This window comes from Companilactobacillus mindensis DSM 14500 (genome assembly GCF_001434275.1).
In the GTDB taxonomy this organism is placed as follows: Bacteria; Bacillota; Bacilli; order Lactobacillales; family Lactobacillaceae; genus Companilactobacillus; species Companilactobacillus mindensis.
This window is the reverse complement of sequence record NZ_AZEZ01000103.1, coordinates 18,482-38,228: the sequence shown is the minus strand read 5'-3', so window position 1 is coordinate 38,228 and position 19,747 is coordinate 18,482. Positions and strand designations below refer to the sequence as shown.

The 19,747-nt window shown below is 38.6% G+C and carries 15 protein-coding genes; 1 reads left to right on the top strand and 14 read right to left on the bottom strand.

Translation table 11 applies throughout. From position 1 onward, the window contains the following. The first annotated feature begins 159 nt into the window (after positions 1-159). Positions 160-975 (top strand): MurR/RpiR family transcriptional regulator, encoded by an 816-nt coding sequence (locus FD29_RS10830; RefSeq protein WP_057888928.1) that lies wholly within the window; start codon positions 160-162, stop codon positions 973-975. Positions 976-1,373: 398 nt separating this feature from the next. Here FD29_RS10830 and FD29_RS10825 read toward each other — a convergent pair whose 3' ends face one another. From FD29_RS10825 to FD29_RS10760, 14 genes are all read right to left on the bottom strand, one after another. Continuing rightward, positions 1,374-1,856, bottom strand: a complete 483-nt coding sequence (locus tag FD29_RS10825; protein ID WP_057888927.1) for a helix-turn-helix domain-containing protein — start codon at positions 1,854-1,856, stop codon at positions 1,374-1,376. Positions 1,857-1,996: 140 nt separating this feature from the next. Further along, a complete protein-coding gene (locus FD29_RS10820) occupies positions 1,997-2,515 on the bottom strand; it encodes a helix-turn-helix domain-containing protein (RefSeq protein WP_057888926.1) in 519 nt (172 codons plus the stop codon). A gap of 124 nt (positions 2,516-2,639) precedes the next feature. Further along, complete coding sequence (locus tag FD29_RS10815) at positions 2,640-3,167, bottom strand: helix-turn-helix domain-containing protein (RefSeq protein WP_057888925.1); 528 nt, start codon at positions 3,165-3,167, stop codon at positions 2,640-2,642. A gap of 313 nt (positions 3,168-3,480) precedes the next feature. Next, positions 3,481-4,461, bottom strand: coding sequence for an aliphatic sulfonate ABC transporter substrate-binding protein (locus tag FD29_RS10810; protein WP_057888924.1), 981 nt, complete (start codon positions 4,459-4,461; stop codon positions 3,481-3,483). After that, complete coding sequence (locus tag FD29_RS10805; RefSeq protein WP_057888923.1) at positions 4,458-5,975, bottom strand: AMP-binding protein; 1,518 nt, start codon at positions 5,973-5,975, stop codon at positions 4,458-4,460. Before FD29_RS10805 ends, FD29_RS10810 begins: the two co-directional genes overlap by 4 nt. Beyond that, positions 5,932-7,134: an acyltransferase gene (locus tag FD29_RS10800; RefSeq protein ID WP_057888922.1), complete on the bottom strand. Its 1,203-nt coding sequence runs from the start codon at positions 7,132-7,134 to the stop codon at positions 5,932-5,934. Before FD29_RS10800 ends, FD29_RS10805 begins: the two co-directional genes overlap by 44 nt. 729 nt (positions 7,135-7,863) lie before the next feature. Further along, positions 7,864-9,246 (bottom strand): argininosuccinate lyase, encoded by a 1,383-nt coding sequence (argH, locus tag FD29_RS10795; RefSeq protein ID WP_057888921.1) that lies wholly within the window; start codon positions 9,244-9,246, stop codon positions 7,864-7,866. Beyond that, positions 9,243-10,490, bottom strand: a complete 1,248-nt coding sequence (locus FD29_RS10790; protein WP_057888920.1) for an argininosuccinate synthase — start codon at positions 10,488-10,490, stop codon at positions 9,243-9,245. Before FD29_RS10790 ends, argH begins: the two co-directional genes overlap by 4 nt. Before the next feature lie 130 nt (positions 10,491-10,620). Continuing rightward, positions 10,621-12,939 (bottom strand): glycosyl hydrolase family 65 domain-containing protein, encoded by a 2,319-nt coding sequence (locus FD29_RS10785; protein ID WP_057888919.1) that lies wholly within the window; start codon positions 12,937-12,939, stop codon positions 10,621-10,623. A 772-nt stretch (positions 12,940-13,711) separates the two neighbouring features. After that, positions 13,712-14,611, bottom strand: a complete 900-nt coding sequence (locus FD29_RS10780) for an ROK family protein (RefSeq protein ID WP_057888918.1) — start codon at positions 14,609-14,611, stop codon at positions 13,712-13,714. Between the two features lies 1 nt (position 14,612). Further along, a complete protein-coding gene (locus FD29_RS10775; RefSeq protein ID WP_057888917.1) occupies positions 14,613-16,037 on the bottom strand; it encodes a 6-phospho-beta-glucosidase in 1,425 nt (474 codons plus the stop codon). A gap of 32 nt (positions 16,038-16,069) precedes the next feature. After that, positions 16,070-17,464 carry a PTS sugar transporter subunit IIC gene (locus FD29_RS10770; RefSeq protein WP_083477849.1) on the bottom strand — a complete coding sequence of 465 codons (1,395 nt, stop codon included), beginning with the start codon at positions 17,462-17,464 and terminating at the stop codon, positions 16,070-16,072. Positions 17,465-17,618: 154 nt separating this feature from the next. Continuing rightward, a complete protein-coding gene (locus tag FD29_RS10765) occupies positions 17,619-18,365 on the bottom strand; it encodes a MurR/RpiR family transcriptional regulator (protein ID WP_057888916.1) in 747 nt (248 codons plus the stop codon). 13 nt (positions 18,366-18,378) lie between these two features. Further along, a complete protein-coding gene (locus FD29_RS10760; protein ID WP_057888915.1) occupies positions 18,379-19,188 on the bottom strand; it encodes an SDR family NAD(P)-dependent oxidoreductase in 810 nt (269 codons plus the stop codon). Positions 19,189-19,747 lie beyond the last annotated feature (559 nt).

The window sequence follows — 19,747 nt, the reverse complement described above, 5'->3', positions numbered from 1 at the left end:
TCTTCATTTTTCCTCCAAAATCAATTAATTAGGATTATATTCTCCACAAAGCAATATAAGCCCATTTTCATTTTTTGTAAACCCTTTCTTTTTAAATTTCTAAAATCAGGATTTAAAATGTATAATTATTAAGAGAAATCAATTGGAGTGTGTCCCAAGATGAATATCGATAATTTAATAAAAAATAAGTACGATACCCTTACTAAATCAGAGAAAAAAATTGCTCAATATATTATGAATAACGAAAAAGAAGTTATTTACGGAACTATGGAGACAATTAAAAAAAACGTCAATGTGGGTGATGCCACCATCGTACGTTTTTCGAAAAAATTAGGTTTTTCTGGTTTTAATGATTTGAAGATTGCTTTAGCTAAAATTGAGTTGGAAGAAAATAGTGTCGATTCTAGCCACGATTATTATGACGACATTGCCGATCACTTGATCACAACTATCAAAGATACCGCCTCACTTATCAATCCCAAAGATCTTAACCAAGCCGTGTCTATGATTTCAAATTGTCGCAAACTGTATATTTTTGGCGTTGGCCACTCGGGAGAAATTGGCCGTGACTTTTCCAAAATGTTGTTACGTGTTGGCCTGATCGTCCAAGCCGAGACTGATTCTCACTTCCAATCACAAATGGCCGCGATGATGTCTGATGATGATTTGGTAATCGGAATTTCACTATCCGGTGAAACGAAGGATACTTACGATTCACTCCAAATTGCCAAAAAAAATGGTGCCAAAATCGTCTCCATCACCAATAATAATTTATCTTCCATCGCCCAAATCAGTGATATAACGTTACGAACTTCAATCGAAGAATTCCTAAACGGTGGCTCACTAGCCGGCCAATTATCACAGTTATACGTCTGTGAAGTATTGATTCATGGTTATGAAAGACAAAATGAAGTCGATGCTGTTTCACTAAGAGAAAAAGCTTTGCGCTCAATTATGGATAAACGGATCAAGTAAAAATAGAGGTCACAACTCATTTTTGGATTTTTCTGAAGTTTGGTTACCTTTTCACTTCCCGTCTTCCATAAAATCTCGATGGATTGCTGGAACGCTGTGAGAACAACTTCGAACCAGTTCTACGAACTGTTTTGAAGCTTGTCTGGCTCTAATCTGACAAAATACGTCAGATAAGACCCTACCACGGCTGAGCATCCATCGAGATTTCATTCCAGACTAAACAATTTTTTATTTCAGTAAATGATTGCATTAAAACAGGTCATCCACTTTTTTAGATGACCTGTTTTCTGTATTTAAATAATTGTATATAACCAAAATCAAAAAAATAATCCATTCTCTAATATTTGTAAGGCATCTCTTTAATGCCTTCATCTATACCCTTCAAGAAGTCTGGTACCTCATGCATTATGGCTGGAACTAAGATAAAAAACCACTAATAAAATTCCAAAGAAAACTGCCTTTTTGTTCAGACTCTGATTGAAGGTTTTCCACTTAACATTGCAGCAGAAGAAAATGAAAATAATGAACCACCACCCCGACATCAAATCGTCGATACTTGCCATCGAAATACCATTACTATAAATAAACGCTAGAATGGCAAAAACTAATATTGTTCCTACCGTAAAAATGGTTTCCGTCTTACTGAATCTAATTTTATCGTCTTGAAATTTATTCATAAGCGCCTCATCACCTTTGATCAATTCATCTAAGGAGACATCAAATAGTTCACTGATGGCAATCACATTGGCAAAACTGGGTAAAGTCGTTCCGTTCTCCCACTTTGAAATTGACTGACGCGATAACTTCAATTTATCGGCCAAATCATTTTGGGACATATTATGTAATTTACGTTGCTTCTGTAATTGCTCTCCAATTTTCATCTGTAACATCTCCTTGATTAACCATAATTCTAAACGCGTTATAGAATTTTGACGAGAACGTAGCGGTTGCACCTGCTCTGTAAACTAAATATACACAAACATAGAGAGTGGAACAAACCGCTTAACTTCTGAGTATTTGCCTAATGACCATTAAACCCAGCCCAGAACCCGGCATCCATATCATTGATTATTGGTATTAAGCAGAACAGAATCCAAAGCGTTCCCCAAATAATGACTTTCTTGCTTAGAATTTTATCAAAATCTTTCCATTTGATACTTACAAGTAATCCAATCAAGGCTATTAACTGTGGGAGCCCCATAAAGGCATCAATGTTCGTCCATTTTATCTTTAAAATTCTCATAATCATAACGGCGATAATTGCGCTAACGACACTCACAACAACAATCCACTTAGTCTTTGACATCCATCTGCTTTTGCTTTCCAATTCATCCATAAGTTCCACGTCTCCTTTGATAAGATCATCAAGAGAAATATCAAACAATTCACTAATGGCGATAACATTACTAAAACTGGGCAAAGTCGCACCATTCTCCCATTTCGAAACTGATTGTCTTGAGATATGTAATTCTTTAGCCAAAGTATCTTGCGACATCTTGTGTGCCTTACGCTGCTTTTGTAATTGTTCCCCAATTTTCATTTTGATATTCCCCCTTGATTACTTACGATTCTACGAGCTGCTGGACGAACTTCACAGAACCTGATGGTTGCTATTGTCGATGTAAACTAAACACCAACCGTTATTGTATCGTTATAGTATCTATCTACATTTTACCTAAGAATATGTAATTTATCCTTGGTAAAATATAAACCGTTAGAATAATAATGATCCAGATAATCGTCTTCCGATTAATATTTCGTTTAAACTCACGGCCAATCCCGCGCCATTCCAAATTCATCAATAATCCGACGATACCTAAAATAGTTACTATCCAATAATAGAAATTGAAGTCATCTGACCCGTAAAATTTTAACCATTTGGATATGCCCCAAATAATCAACGCCAATACAATACTGATTACAAAAGCTCCCCATCCTGTATGTAAAAATGGCACTTTCCTTTGATTACTATTCTCTAATTTTTCCATCAGTAATTCGTCTCCTCTTATCAATTCATCAAGAGATATATGAAATAGATCACTGATTGCCAAAACATTATAAAAACTAGGCAACGTAGCACCGTTCTCCCATCTCGAAACAGCCTGTCTAGAAATGCCAAGTTTATCAGCCAATTCATCTTGTGACATATGATGTAATTTTCGTTGTCTCTGCAATTGTTCCCCTAAATTCATTTTGAATCCTCCTGATTAATTAAGATTCTATGCTGATCAAAGATTTTTGAATAGAAACTGCCAGTTGCATTGTTACCGTAATTCAAATAATACCAAAAATCCCCATGCAAAACTCCGTCCTATCAATATTTTCCACAACACGAAAAAAGAATTTCTTGATTAAATTAGGTTTTTTCTGAATTTTGATTACATACAATTATTTAGACATACTAATAGGCCATCCCTAAAAACTGGATGACCCATTTTTATTTATTAGAATCTAATGCTTCAATACTACCAATATAAAAATAAGTGAGAAGACGTCAGTGAACAATTAAGACTTATAGTCTCCTGAGTCACTAATAGTAACTTTATTCTCAATCAAATTCTCTTCATAGAACAGATCAGCAATCTGTTGTTCCTCTTTGGCATAAGTACTGTTCATTGCACTGATACCATAAGTTCTCCGCTCAACCATCTTCTTAACGACTGATTTAGAAACCTTGAGTGACTTACTCATCATCGTTATGAGTTCGCTATGGTTGTTATTAGCCCATTGCATATCCTCTTCCAAATACTTGATCAAGTACTTAGATACTTCGGTGTTTTCCTTGGCATAGCTTTGCATAGCTAAAATGTAATCACGGTTGTTAGTAATACCAACGCCGTTGGTCAATAATTTGGCATTTTGGTTGATCTCAGCTTGAGAAGTGTATGGATCCCAAGTTGCCCAAGCATCAACTTTTCCCTTCGAGAAAGCCACACTGGCACTGGATTGATCCATATTGACCCAAGTAATGTCACTGGCACTTAAACCAGCTTTCTTCAAAGCGGCCAACAACATGTATTGGGAACTGGTTCCTTTAGTATAAGCGACCTTCTTACCTTTCAAATCTTTGATTGAGGAAATACTTGAAGACTTGTTTACCAAGATTCCTGAGCCTTTGGCCTTCGATGAACCAGCTGCGACATAAGTCAATTTGGTTCCGGTCGAAAGAGCTGAAACTGGCGGTGTATCACCGGTTCTAGCATAATTGATACTTCCAGCCTTCAAAGCCTGCATCAACGAGTTACCATCTTGGAATTCTTTCCAAACAACTTTATAGCCTTTAGCTTTCATCTTTTTAGCGAATTCGCCACGTTGTTTAGCAATATCGAATGGATCACCTTTTTGATAACCGATCGTCACGGTTTGTAAATCAGAACTAGCGGCACCGGCATCGGTCTGCTTGAATCCATAAACCGCAATCACGGCCCAGAATACTAAAACTACACTAATCAGTAATTTTTTAAATTTCTTTTGTCTTTTACTCATCCGACTCTCCCTACTAAGGACGACATAATTTGTTCACGTAATTTTAAACGGATAACTTTACCGGTCGCATTTCTTGGATAATCGTCGACGAAAAAAATGCGGGTTGGCTGCTCATAATTAGCTAAGGTCTCTTTCGCGTGAGCGATAACTTTTTGACGTTCCAATTCTTCATCTTGATTGCCTTGAGTAATAATTACCGCTGTCACAGCCTCACCATACAAGGTATCTGGTGTTCCAATCACCGAAACTTCTTTGATAAAATTTAGCTGACTCAATGAATTTTCAACTTGTGCAGGTGCAACTTTTTCACCACCGTGATTGATGATGTCTTTCTTACGTCCCTCAACGAACAAATAGCCGTCATCATCCAAGCAACCTAGATCACCAGTTAAGAACCAGCCGTCTTTGAAGGAATCTGGATGAGGATCCATATATGAATTGATCACGTGATCGCCACGGACAACGATTTCACCGATTCGATTAGTTTCATGCGTTATTTTGCCATCGAGCATAATCGCTACATCAGTTTTAAAGGGCTTGCCGGCTGAACCAACTTTGGGACTATCGAACGGATTGATTGTACATTGACTGGCCGTTTCCGTCATGCCGTAGCCTTCCAAAATCTGAGTGTGAAAACGTGTTTGAAAAGCAGTTAATTTATCGAGTGGTAAAGCAAATGATGAACATCTTACAAAACGTAATTTGATATCATCAGAGTAATTTTCATTGGCCTTTTGATTGATCAATAAAATATTAATAATCGTTGGTACGACTGAGACCCAAGTCACATGGTTATCCTTAACTTGTTGCCAAAATTTGGAAGCACTGAACTTCTCAGCTACGACGATTTTTCCACCGGATAATCTAGTTGATAAAATTGCGACCGCTTGAGCGTTGATGTGAAACATCGGCATTACGACCATGGTTGTATCTGAAGCAGTCATTTTATGACTTTCTATATCGTGTTCGACTCCGTTCAATAATAATCGGTGAGTCAAACCAACTCGTTTAGGCTTGCCGGTCGTTCCAGACGTATTCATTATTAAAGCCAAATCGTCCTCTTGGGGCACTGCGGCATCATTTCCCATCAATTTGCGGTCACGAATGATGTGAAGCAACGGATATGTTTTTAAATGTAACGCCGTTACAATGGCTAAACGGTCATCCAAGACGGCATCGACTAATTCTCCGCCAACAATTGAAGCTACATAATCGTGTTCAGCCAATTCTTGTTGTAATTCAACTTCTGGCGTCGTGGCAGCAATCGGATGCATGACTGCTCCAACTTCCCAAATAGCTTGGGTGATCTCCGGATAAGCGGCCGTATTGGGCAAACATACCAAGACGACATCGCCTAAACCAACGTGTAGATCGAGTAATTCTTCTCTGATCAAACGAACATCGTCCGCAAAATCAGCTCCTGTGTACCAACGGTTCAATTTTTCGTCTTTAATGACATTTTCACTAATATTATTCACTAACTGCTTGTTTAATTGATTTGTTATTTTTGACATTTTGTTTTACTCCTTTTTTTAAGTGCCACTGTGGTCTACCAATCAAGACGCCAAATGGAGCGACTTTGTAGCAGAACCATGAGATTAAGAATGCTCCACCGAGTACAAATGCATATCCTACTGGCAGTAACATTAACATGACGACCGAGGGAACTTTGATCAGTGAAAGGATTCCGTATAATAACGTGAGTGGAATCGTCTGAGTTAAATAAATCCCAAAGGAAACTTTGGAAATATTTTTAACCATTCGATCTAACCAATTTGGCAGTCCATGGTTTCGAGCGTGGGCATATTGACGTCCGATCCAAAAGACAAAGGTAATCATGAAGATATCGTAAATGAAGATAAATGGCTGGTGAACTGATTCAGTTGCGGACATGCTTAACTTCAAAATATTTAAGTTTCCAAAGAATAAGGCTACCGTTCCAATCGAGAGAACTAATGTCGTCCAACCAATCATCCGGTGATATTTCTCAATAAATCTGTCGACTTCATCGTAATGAATAGCTACGAAGGCTCCAGCGATGAAGTAGAATTGATAAACCAAGACATTCATTCCGTAAGCTCTAAATAAGTACCACCAACCGCTTCGATCAACTCCTGGCAACCAATATTTGATGCCGATCATCAATAATAATTGAATAACGGCACTGGTTACCAAAATTGCCACGTGATGATCTGGTAATTTTTTGAATAAGTAAACGATCAAAGGAAAGATCAAGTAGAGTTGGAAAGTAACGAGAATGTAGTACATGTAATAGCGATTCCCGTGAATGATTGCGTCAGTTAAATCTTTAAAATAATTCGGCCAATTCAAGGCAACTCCGGCACTGATCGTAGCGAACCACATGATGATAGCGTTCCAACCAATGTAGGGAATTCCAACGCTGATATAGCGTTTCTTCCAAAAACTGAACCAATGATTTTCTTTATGGTAATAATTAAGGACCAGCACCAAGCCGGTCATAAACATGAAGCCCATTCGAGTAAAATGAAGGGCCAAATGACTTGCTTCCAAAAACAACTCACTACCTGAGCCATTGCCAACATTATTTTTAAAGGCTGTGGTCGTATGGTTCAACAACACGCCACCGATAAAAATAACTCGCATCAAGTCAACTTCATGTAAATATTTTTTCTTCTTCTTTGCCTCTGCCAAAGCGTCACCTCTATTGCGTTAATTGCTTGTTCAAAAGCATATATAAGTTATAGCATCCGCATAGGGTCAGGGTCTTGATGATTGAATAAGGTTAATATAAGAAAATCTTAGAAAGCTTTAAGATTGATTGTTTGACTGTTCACTGCCGTCGTCCGTTCGGCAATATCGGGGCTGGAACGCTGTGAGCTCGTTTGAAACCAATTTAAAGTTCAAAATTGTTTCCAAATCGAGCAGTTTTCTAAGTTGGTAAAAATCACCAACTAAGAAAATACCACGGCTGAGCCCCGAATTGCTCTCACTCCCGACTAGAGATTTAAAATATGAAATTCATATTTATATTATCCATACGAGTTTTACGATTAAAAAAGCAGACTATCCAAATAAACTGAGTAGTCTGCTTTTTGTGTATCTAAACACATATTTATATTCATTTTTATTAATGATATGGATAGGAAACTTATCTAACAATATGACTATTGCCAAATAATATTTAACTCATCTAGTCTGGAATGAAATCCCGGTGGATGCTCAGCCGTGGTAGGCCCTTAGCTGGCGTACTTTGCCGGGTTAGGGCCAGACAAGCTTCAAAACAATCTGAAAGATTGGTTCGAAGTTGCTCTCACAGCGTTCCAGCAATCCACCGGGATTTCATGGAAGACGGCAGTGAACCAACCAACCCCAACACAAAAAAACTCCAACAACCTTCTCTCGGTCATTGGAGTTTAATTTTTATTCAGCTAATTCTCTCTTAGCTTGATCGATCTGCGCTTCGACTTGTTTAAAACCAGTTCCACCGAACGAATTTCTTCTCTCGACGGCTACTTCCGGTTTCAAAACGTGGTAAACATCTTCATCGATCAACGGTGAAATCTCTTTAAATTCACTCATTGTGATATCTTGAAGATTCTTACCAGTCTGCAAACCTTTCAATACTAGCTCGCCAACGATACCATGCGCTTGTCTAAATGGAATTCCCTTGGTGGCTAGATAATCAGCTAACTCAGTAGCATTTGAAAAGTCATGCGTAGTTGCCTTGTACATATTATCCTTCTTTACCTTGACAGTTGCAACCATTCCATTGAAAACTCTCAAAGCTGGCAGAATAGTTTTGACAGTATCAAAGACGCCTTCTTTGTCTTCTTGAAGGTCCTTGTTATAAGCCAATGGCAAAGATTTCATTGTCGAAAGCAGTCCGAACAAATGTCCAAAGATTCGACCACTTTTACCACGGATCAGTTCCGCCATATCAGGATTCTTCTTTTGAGGCATGATGGAACCGCCGGTGGTATATTTGTCGCTCAATTCTAAATAGTTGAATTCATAACTGACCCACATACTGAGCTCTTCACAGAAGCGAGACAGATGCAACATCAGAATTGAAGCATTGCTCAAAAATTCTAAGGCAAAATCACGGTCAGAAACAGCATCTAAGGAATTGTTATAAACGGCCGCAAATCCCAATTCATCGGCAGTAAATTGACGATCGATCGGGAAAGTCGTTCCGGCCAAAGCTGCTGCACCTAATGGTGAAATATCGGTGTGTTTCAAATTGAATTCGAATCTCTCAATATCACGCTTGAGCATCGAATAGTAAGCCATCAAGTAATGACCGTAAGAAATTGGTTGAGCGTGTTGCAAGTGAGTATATCCTGGCATGATCGTCTCGACATTCTCAGAAGCAAGTTTGACCAAAGTCTTTTGGATCGTCTTGATCTCATCGATGATCTTAGGCAAACGATTCTTCACATAGAGATGAAAATCAGTCGCCACTTGATCATTTCTAGAACGTCCCGTGTGCAGTTTTCCCGCCACAGGTCCAATTCGATCAGTTAAAATACTTTCAATATTCATATGGATATCTTCGTTTTCAACTGTGAAATGAAGTTTGTTCTGATGAAGATCTTGGCGGATGTCTTCCAATCCAGCCACGATCTGTTGAACATCTTCGGCACTCAAGATACCAGTCTTTTGCAACATTTTGACATGAGCCAAAGAACCAGTGATATCTTCATCAGCCATCATCTGATCAAAACTAATTGAAGCCCCGAATTCATCTACCCAAGAGTCGGCTTGAGCGGAGAATCTTCCACCCCACAGTTTGTCAGTACTCATTGATTCACTCCAGCATTTTCATCGTCAGTTGTGGCTTTTTTCTGAGCAGCCTTAGCAGATACTTGAGCGGAAACTTGTGTTGGAAGTCCCCAAAGTTTAATAAATCCTTGTGCTGCTTCTTGGTCGAATGAGTCGGCTGAAGTATAAGTAGCCAAATCCTTGTCGTAAAGTGAGTTTGGTGACTTACGTCCTTGAACCCAAACAGTACCCTTGAACAACTTGAGTTTGACGGTTCCGTTGACGGTCTTTTGACTTTCGTGCAAGAAGGCCAACAATGAATCCATCAATGGTGAGAACCAAAGTCCGTTGTAGATCGTGTCACTCAATTCTTTTTCGATATATGGCTTGAAGTGAGCCAAATCACGTTCAAGAGTCAAATCTTCAAGTTCTTTGTGAGCTTTCAACAAGACTGCTGCAGCTGGTGTTTCATAAACTTCACGTGATTTGATACCAACCAAACGGTTTTCGATATGATCGATTCTACCGATACCATTTTCGCCGGCAATGACGTTCAATTCTTGAATCATATCAGAGAATTTCATCTTTTCGCCATCAAGTGTCACTGGAACACCGTGTTCAAAGGAAATTTCGATACTTGTTGGTTCATCAGGTGTCTTTTCAATTGGATTAGTGATGTCAAAAGCATCTTCCGGTGCTTCATTCCATGGGTCTTCCAATACGCCACACTCGTTAGCACGTCCCCAAATATTGGCATCAATTGAATATGGTGAATCCAAATCGATAGGAATTGGAATATTGTGTTCCTTAGCGTATTCAATTTCTTCCTCACGTGACCAGTGCCAATCACGAACTGGGCCAAGCACTGTCATTTCTGGTGCCAAAGCGTGGATGGCAACTTCAAAACGGACTTGATCATTTCCCTTTCCGGTACAGCCATGGGCGATGGCAACTGCATCATTTTCTTGGGCAATTTCTACTAATTTTTTACTAATAAGAGGTCGGGATAAAGCAGAGAGAAGCGGATAGATACCTTCGTAGAGGGTATGTCCTTGTAAAGCTACTAATGCGTAATCATCAGCGAATTCATCCAAAGCATCAATGGCGATTGCATCAACCGCACCGGCATCGATTGCCTTGTTCTTGATAAACTCAAGATCTTTTCCTTCACCAACGTTGATACAACATGCAATGACGTCGTATCCTTTATTTTTTAACCACGGAATCGCAACTGATGTGTCCAATCCGCCTGAATATGCTAATACTACTTTCTTTGTCTCTGTCATAATACTGTCTCCCTTTATTAGAAAAAAAATAATTTATGAAAAAGATAATAACACCACCAATTTTTATTTTCAACATAAAAATTAAAAATAAATTAGATTTTCTAATTGTTTTTAAGAATTGATTTCTCGCTCAAAACTCAATCAACAGCTTCTCATCAGGCTCCACTTGATAAATATGGTCATGACAAATAAATTTTATTTTTTTCTTGGACATTACCGAAAAATACTTATGAGAGACAAAAATATTTATTTTAGTATTTTTCCAAATGATTGAAAATTCCAATGACTGCCATGATTTAGGAATGTGCGGTTGAATTCTCAAGCCTTTGTCAGTAATACGCACGCCACCAAAGCCTTCGATAACTACATTCCATATTCCAGCCAAACTACCGATGTGTGTACCTTTGACTGAAGATTCTTGATTAGTTCCTAGATCGACTTGGCAGGCTTTTTCGTAATATTCAAAAGCCTTGCTGTAAAGTCCCAAGTCATTCGCTAAGATTGCATGTGGCGAATACGATAACGAGGAGTCATGCGTCGTCTTAGGTTCGTAATAATCCCAGTTATCTTTGATGATCTGTTTCGAAAACTTGTCTTCAAATAGTAACAGCAGCAATAAAACATCTGGTTGCTTGGTTACTTGAATTTTATCCAATTCTTTCAAATCAAAATCCTTAAAAATCTCCGAGACATCTTCCTTATCCTTCTCAGAATTTTTATACTTCGTCACATCGATCTTTTTATAAGAAAGATAATTATCATCCTGAGGAATGACTAATTGTTCATTGGGACTAGGAACATACAGCATACTTGCCCGTTGAATCAAGGCTTTATATAACTCTTCCAAACCAATTTTTTCGTTCAGCCGCTTATAATCCTTGGGATCATTTTGACGTAAATCAGCAATAATATCAGCCCCACATTTCATCGTCCAGTGCGCCATATAATTCGTGTAAGCGTCATTTGAAACGTGTTCTTTGTATTCATCGGGACCAATGACATCGGTGATTTCGTAATAATTTTTCTGACTGTTCCATTCCAAACGGCTAGCCCAGAATTTAGCACATTGCAAAACAATCTCGTAGCCCATCTCATGTGCAAAAGTCTTATCGCCAGTCGCCTGCAAATATTGCATCACACCAAAAGCCACGTCGCTAGTAATGTGCTGCTCAATGAAACCAGATAAAATTTTCATCGGTTTGCCAGTTACGATATCGGCATTGCCCCAAATTGGAGCAGATTCAGCATCTTCTGGCAATGCAGCTTCCCAAGGATATTGGGCACCACGATAGCCATTTTCATGAGCCTTCTTCTTGGCACCTACCAAACCTAAATACCGATACTTCAATAAATCGTGGGCATATTGTGGCAAAGTCAAAATATAATATGGCAACATGAACATTTCCGTATCCCAAAATGTATGGCCCTTGTACCCTTCGCCAGTCATCCCTTTAGCACCAATATTCATCCGCCAATCTTGTGGGGTATTAGCCAGCAACTGATAGCGGGCAAAGTTAATGGCAATTTGTGGTTTATTATTGTGCGACGAGATTTTGATCAAACTCTTTTGCCAAACTTTTTCATCCCAAGCTTGTGTCGTTTCAGCTAAAAGCTTGTCATAAGAAAGTTGACTCGTTTGTTCCAATTCAGCCAACGAATCCTTTGAAACATTATCTTTTAAGTCCTTATCAATGCTTGAAAAAATATTAGCGTATTTCACGATCGTTAAAGTTTGTTCCTTATCCACATCGACCGAATAATCGGCATAAATTTGCCGACGATTAAGTTTTAAACGCGGATTCATATTAAGATCAGTTCCATTCAGACAAAGACGATGAAATTCAGTCAAAGCAAATTTTACTTTCGATTGTTGGGTCCGCGTTTGCATTTGAATAAAGCGAGCATTAAAAAGCCGTTTAGTTCCGTCAACTAAATGTTGGGTCCCACTGTTGGTCTGTTGCCCATCAATGCCGGATCTGATCTGTATTCGAGCACTGTCATCCAGTGGCGCAACTTCAACTTTAGACACAAATAGATGCCGTCTTGCCATCGAAACGAAACGCCAAAACTTAAACCGATAAGCCTTGCCATCATATTTCCAAATAAACGAACGAGTCATTTCACCATTTTTGATATTAAAACCACGTTGATATTGAGTTACGCTGCCGTGATTCAATTTCATGACTTTACCATTTATTACGATTTCCAAATTAACAATATCGGGTAAATTAGGTAATTCAGTTGCTTCGTTTTCATACTTATCAAAAGTTCCCAGAACGAACATGTCACGCTTCTCTTCCATGTAGTGTTCTTCTAGAGTACTTCGAATACCAAAATAGCCATTACCTTGAAACATCAATGCTTCAAGTTTATTTAAGTTATGGATATCCGGTTCATTACGACCAATCCACCAATCATCATTTGGTTTTGTATCCACACCAAACAACATATTTATCCATCTCCTTTTTAGATATGTTTAAACACATTATTTACAATTCTAAATATAATCATTACTGTCTGAAATAACAACTAAAGCGAACATTTTATTTATTAATAAAATTATTCAAAGGAGAAAAACGAATAACTCAAATTTATTTTGGTTGTTTTATACTTCCCGTCTTCCATGAACTTCTGGTAGATGCTGGAACGCTGTGAGAGCAACTTGGGGCCAATTACAGTTCAAATTGTCTCTAAGCTTGTCTGTCTCTAACCTGGCACGGTACCGCCATAAGACCCTTCCACGGCTGAGCATCTACCAGAAGTCTATTCCAGACTAAACAATTCTTTCTACATATATCAAAAAAGATCATCTAGTGTTTCTAGATGACCTGTGTATTCAAATAATTAGATATAACTAAGTTAAGAGAAAATCGATTTTAGAATCTTCCAAGCTCTATATTTATAATTTTATCTGCTAATTTTGTGGATATTAAGCGTCACTTATTTTGACACCTTCATTAACTATCGTAAAAAAAAAGATCATCCATAAAAAACTGAATGACCTTTTAATATTACTAATATAAAACAAACGAAAATCTATTTAGTCTGGAATGAAATCTCGATGGATGCTCAGCTGTGGTAGAGTCTTAGCTGGCGTACTTTGCCAGGTTAGACTCAGACAAGCTTAAAGACAATTCGTAGAATTGGCTCTAAGTTGCTCTCACAGTATTCCAAATCCACCGAGATTTCATGGAAGACGGGAAGTAACAAGTATCTTACATTTAAGCATGAATAACTTGATAAACCGCACCGATCATCCCCGCATCATTTTTCAACTTAGCCGCCTTAACTAGAGGCAAGTCCAAATGATTGATACTGTTATGCGATTTACGAACTCTTTCGATTTCTTCATTCAAGTCTTCAATAAACTCGGTATTGTTACTGATTCCACCACCTATGATCACTGCAGCAGGATCGAAGGAAACTTCTAGATTGATGATACCTTTAGCCAAACTGTGGTAGTAGCTCTTCAAAACATTTTTGGCCAAAACTTCACCATTATCAGCCCGTTCAAAGATCACTCGAGCATCGTCGACTGGTTGGTCGCTAAATTGATTGTAACGTCTGATCAAACCGATAACTGTGGCGCCACGGAAATTCAAGCTGCCCATTTCGACATCGATATCATCATCTTCAACGATCATCCAACCAAATTCACCGCTTCGAGCATGAGCCCCACGATAAATTTGGTCATTGATAACTAAAGCGCCACCGACACCAGTTCCCAAAACTAAACTGATATAATCGTGAATACCTTGGGCTGAACCGATCCACTTTTCAGCAATCGCCGCTGCATTAGCATCATTTTCGATCTTGGTTTTCAAGCCTGTGCGTGTTTCCAAAATTTCTCGCAAATTGATTTCAGTGAAGCATTTGACAGCTCCAGATGTCGTTAAGAAACCATCCTCTTGAACGACACCGGGCATACTGACACCAATACCTACAACTGAATTATCGATTGCTTTGATTTTTTCGACTGCCGCAACTAGATCATCCAACAAGCCAGCCTTGTCTTCAGCTTTAGTCTTGAAACTATCTTTATTGGAAACTACCCCATTCTCATCAACGAGGCCATATTTAACTGACGTTCCACCAATATCTAAACCAATATACTTTTTCATCTTATTCGATCTCCGCACCGTTAGTTTCAATTACATTTTCGAACCAATCGAAGGAATCTTTCTTGTAGCGGTTCAATGAGCCAGTGCCGTCGACATAGATAAAACCGTAACGTTTTGACATTTGACCAGTACTTGCAGCTACAAGATCGATACAGCCCCAAGGAGTGTAACCTATCAAGTCGACACCATCTTGCAATACAGCCTTCTTCATTTCCCGAATGTGGTCCGTCATGTATTTGATTCGATAATCGTCGTGAATCTTGTTGTCAGCAGTCTTTTTGTCAACTGCACCCAAACCATTTTCAACGATGAATAATGGTAAGTGATAGCGGTCGTTGAACCAATTCAAAGCATAGCGCAAACCGACAGGATCAACTTGCCAGCCCCATTCACTTGCTTTGACGTAAGGGTTATCGACTCGATCGTGGCTTTCGTTATATTCCAATTTACCAGTATCTTTGACCGCAAAGGACATGTAGTAACTAAAGCCAATATAGTCAACCGTACCTTCACGTAGTACTTTCAAATCATCATCAGTGATATCCAAGTTGAAATTCTTTTCGTCAAAACGGTTCAATAACCATTTTGGATAGAAGCCATTAGCGTGGACATCAGCGAACCAGAATCTCGTTTGCATCGCGCGTTGAGCAAAGAGAATATCTTCGGGCTTTGATGTTAATGGATAAATTGGGGTCATAGCGATCATACAACCGATTTGGAAATCAGGGTTGATCTTGTGACCGATCTTTACTGCTTCAGCACTGGCAACTAATTCGTAGTGAGCAGCTTGGTACATAAGTTTTTCATTATCTTCTTCAGGCTTTGGTAAGATACCTGAATCAGTAAACAAAGCGTGACTAGATTCGAAATCAGTTTGGTTGTTGATCTCGTTGAAGGTCATCCAGTACTTAACTTTGTTCTTGTAACGTTTGAAAACAACTGTGGCAAATTTAACAAAGAAGTCGATAACCTTTCGACTACGCCAACCACCATATTCTTTAACTAAGTGATATGGCATCTCGAAATGGGATAAAGTTATGACTGGTTGAATACCATATTTCAAACACTCATCAAACATATCATCATAAAATTTCAAACCAGCTTCGTTAGGTTGGTCTTCGTCGCCATTAGGGAAAATTCTCGTCCAGGCGATCGAAGTCCGAAAAGCCTTGAAGCCCATTTCAGCAAATAATTTAATATCTTCAGGATAACGGTGGTAGAAATCAATGGCATTGTGATTAGGATAAAATTCGTTAGGATCGATGCCGTCAGTAACCTTTCTAGGAATACCGTTGCCACCAATTGTCATTACGTCAGCAGTGCTTAGCCCTTTGCCACCTTGATCAAATCCACCTTCAAGTTGGTGAGCAGCCACCGCGCCACCCCATAAAAATCCGTCCGGAAATGCTTGTCCTTTTAATGTCATTTTGATCCTCCTCATTGATCCATAAATAATTATTAAGCGTTAGCCATATCTGAGTTTGTATCAGTAGTTTCGGCTTTAGCGCCTTCGTCAATCTTTTCTTTTGTTTCTTCTTTTGATTCGTCGTCATCAGGAGCAGCCATTCTGTTAGCTGCTAGAACAAATGGGAAGTACATTGCGACAGAAACTCCTAAGCAGACAAATCCCATGATCAATCCGACGATATTACCACCGGTACCTAAGAATGGCATCAAAGGTCCAGGCGTGGTCCACGACATACCAATAGCCGCCGACGGCATCCAATTCAAGACAACAGTTACTGTGTATCCAATTAAGATATTAACAACTGGTGTTAGAACGAATGGAATAGCCAAGATTGGGTTCAAAACAATTGGCAAACCAAAGATCAAAGGTTCATTGATATTGAAAAGTCCTGGAACAAAGGCCATTTTAGCAACAGCACGATAATCTTTTCTCTTAGAAACTAGGAAGATAGCAATGATAAGACCAAGTGTCATACCAGAACCACCCATGTTAGCAAAGACATCGTTTAGAATTCCCCATGTAACACGGTGAGGAACACCAACAACGCCATGAAGGTTAATGTAAGTTTGGTTGCTTAGATCAGCTTCAGTAAAGATAATTGATCTCAAAGCATTCAAAGTATTTGGACCATGAATACCAACTAACCATAGTAAGTTTTGGACAATAGCGATAATGACAACACCATAGATATTTACACCGATGTGAGTCAATGGTGTTTGCACTGTCTTGTAAATAACATCATTGATACCTTGTGGTGAGATCATTTGGATAAAGTAGTTCAAGATAGAAGCAATCATGATAACGAACACGATTGGAATCAAACCATTGAATGAACGAGCAACTGCAGGTGGAACCATTTCTGGCATCTTAATTTGTAGTTTCTTGATACGTGTTAGCTTTGGTAAAAATTCCCCGACAAGGCCACCACAGATCATAGCAACGAACAAACCTTGAGCACCCATGTAAGTTGTAGGTAAATATGAAACACCATCTTTCATAATAGCTGGTGTATAAAGAATCATGAATACAGCAATACCAGTCATACCGACCAACATATCATCGGCCTTGAAGTATTTCGCCAAATTTCTAGCAACCAGATATGCAATGAAGATCGACATGATATTCATTGTCCCGTTAGTTACTGATGTCAAAAGCTTTTGAGCTTCTTCCAAATGTGGGAAAAATTTCGGTAAGAATAAAATTTGTGCGATAAAACCTTGTTTTGAAAAAACCAAGTTATTTATCAAAATGACAATTGAAGCTGCCATTGTGATTGGAAATGTGTACATGAAAGCATCACGGACCGCTGCAACGTGTCTTTGTTCATTCAACTTAGTTGCAAATGGTACGATGTGTTTTTCCATGAACGCATTAAAACTATCCATCATAATAAATGTGCCCCCTTAATTAATTTACTCATCAAGTATAAAAAAAGCGCTTACAAAAAGTGAATACTTTGTAAGCGCTTTGGTGGTCTATACCCATGTCTTGAATGATATTTCAGCTTGGGAACACCTTGTACCATGAAATGTAAAAAAATTATGGCAATTGACGAGCCACATCTTGTTTATGAAGTTCTTTTAACAAGTCTTCGACTATGTAAACGCAAGGAACTTGACTCGTTAAGTCATAATACTTGTGAATTCGAGTTTCTGGAACACTGTATGTAAGTGCATAACGACTCATTCTAGCGATAGGGCTTTCAATATTACCAGTAATACTAGCAACTTGAGTATCCGCGGAATTAGTAAAATTATTTAACATCTCAACCAATTCTGTTGTCTTTCCTGACACCGAAACGATGATCAAAACATTATTCGTCGAATTGCTCAACTGCTGAATCAACGGATAGTACGGATCCTTAACAGCAAAACTGTTAAAGCCCAAAGAAGCCGCTTGCCGAGCCGCATATTCCGCAATTGCTCCCGAAGCTCCCATGCCGACGAAAACGATATTATCCGCATCCAGCAAGAGATGTGCCACTAATTTGATAGTCCGATTAATATCCTTGGGAAAATTATCCAAAGTAACGAAATTAGCATTATCTTCAGCCGTATTCATCAAATCTTGTTTCTCACTCTTGAATGAAACCTTAAACTCTGGAAAACTGATGTAACCAATTTTGTGAATAAAACGCATAATCGAAGAATTCGATACATGTGCTCCTTCTGCTAAATCTCGTACCCTCATATATGGAACTTGTTCATCGTGATCGACAATGTAACGATAAATTGCCATATCAACTTCGGTGAGTTTATCTATCTCCTTAAATCCAAAAAATGCCATCTTAATCCCCTAATTATTTCATCAATCTTGTTAATACTGCTTTGTAAGTTCTTGGCAATGTCCGTGCAACTGTAACCATTCCATGATCCATAACTGAATTAAAGTAACGGCGTTTAGGTTTAACATCGGTCGCTGCCTTATAGAATAATTTGGCCAAAGTTTCTGAAGTGGCCCCTGTGCTGATTTTGGAAAATAATTGTTCCAACTTATCAAAAGATGCTTCGTAAGGTGAATCAGTTGCTAAATTTTTACGAGCATTGGCAAAGGCAATTTTACTCCACTCCGACTTTGTCAAACCTGGTTGAATAACGACTGAACGAATCCCAAACCTTCTTACCTCAGAATCCAGCACATCACTCCACATACTCAAACTCGCCTTAGTAGCGTAATACCAGCCGCCCAAAGGACTATATATATCAGCGCCAACTGAAGAAATATTAACGATTCTGCCAAAGCCTTGATGTCTCATGAATGGCAAAACATACTTGGTAATTCTATCGGCACCAAACAAATTCACATCGAATTGTTGTTTAGCTTTTTCAACTGGAACCTCTTCAATCGGACCAAATTCTCCATAACCAGCATTGTTGATCAAAACATCAACGTGCCCTTGTTCACTAATAGTTCGATCGACTAACCCACGTATCGACAATTCATCCGTCACGTCCAACTGTTGGGTATGGATTCCTTGTTCACTCAATGATGTTAAACGTTCTACTCGACGGGCACCGCCATAAACTTCGAAACTTTGTTGTTGAAAATACAAAGCGGCTGCTTTGCCCATACCTGACGAAATACCTGTAATAATTACGACCTTTGTCATAAGTTCACCTCCAAAAATTCTTTACCTCCCTATTTTAGCGTATTCATAATCATATTTATTTAATTGTTGTGATTTTTTTCTATTGGTTCATTGTTGTCTGGTTCACTGCCGTCTTCCATGAAATTCTGGTGGATTGCTGGAACGCTGTGAGAGCAACTTAGAGCCAATTACAGTTCAAATTGTCTCTAAGCTTGTCTGTATCTAACCTGGCAAAGAACGCCAGCTAAGATACTACCACGGCTGAGCATCCACCAGAATTCCATTCCAGACTAGAGGATTTAAGGATTTTGGGATTTGAGATATTAATATTGGCAATTTAATTAAATATCAAAGTAGTAATTATTTATCAGTAAAAATTTAAATCGTACAAAAATAGACCGTAATTCTTAATTAATTTAGGAATTACGGTCTTCTTATATGTATATTTAAAACCACATTTATATTACTAATAATTTTCAGTCAAATATTATATATCCCAACTAAACAACGAAAATTCTAGTCTGGAGGACAAAAGCTGATGGCTCAGTGGTGGCTTAATCTTAGTCGGCGTTTTTCAGCC

Bases quoted from the DNA above. Each gene is read 5' to 3' on its own strand.
- FD29_RS10830 (WP_057888928.1), top strand. From the start codon at position 160: ATGAATATCGATAATTTAATAAAAAATAAGTACGATACCCTTACTAAA.
- FD29_RS10825 (WP_057888927.1), bottom strand. From the start codon at position 1,856: ATGAAAATTGGAGAGCAATTACAGAAGCAACGTAAATTACATAATATG.
- FD29_RS10820 (WP_057888926.1), bottom strand. From the start codon at position 2,515: ATGAAAATTGGGGAACAATTACAAAAGCAGCGTAAGGCACACAAGATG.
- FD29_RS10815 (WP_057888925.1), bottom strand. From the start codon at position 3,167: ATGAATTTAGGGGAACAATTGCAGAGACAACGAAAATTACATCATATG.
- FD29_RS10810 (WP_057888924.1), bottom strand. From the start codon at position 4,461: ATGAGTAAAAGACAAAAGAAATTTAAAAAATTACTGATTAGTGTAGTT.
- FD29_RS10805 (WP_057888923.1), bottom strand. From the start codon at position 5,975: ATGTCAAAAATAACAAATCAATTAAACAAGCAGTTAGTGAATAATATT.
- argH (WP_057888921.1), bottom strand. From the start codon at position 9,246: ATGAGTACTGACAAACTGTGGGGTGGAAGATTCTCCGCTCAAGCCGAC.
- FD29_RS10790 (WP_057888920.1), bottom strand. From the start codon at position 10,490: ATGACAGAGACAAAGAAAGTAGTATTAGCATATTCAGGCGGATTGGAC.
- FD29_RS10785 (WP_057888919.1), bottom strand. From the start codon at position 12,939: ATGTTGTTTGGTGTGGATACAAAACCAAATGATGATTGGTGGATTGGT.
- FD29_RS10780 (WP_057888918.1), bottom strand. From the start codon at position 14,611: ATGAAAAAGTATATTGGTTTAGATATTGGTGGAACGTCAGTTAAATAT.
- FD29_RS10775 (WP_057888917.1), bottom strand. From the start codon at position 16,037: ATGACATTAAAAGGACAAGCATTTCCGGACGGATTTTTATGGGGTGGC.
- FD29_RS10770 (WP_083477849.1), bottom strand. From the start codon at position 17,464: ATGGATAGTTTTAATGCGTTCATGGAAAAACACATCGTACCATTTGCA.
- FD29_RS10765 (WP_057888916.1), bottom strand. From the start codon at position 18,365: ATGGCATTTTTTGGATTTAAGGAGATAGATAAACTCACCGAAGTTGAT.
- FD29_RS10760 (WP_057888915.1), bottom strand. From the start codon at position 19,188: ATGACAAAGGTCGTAATTATTACAGGTATTTCGTCAGGTATGGGCAAA.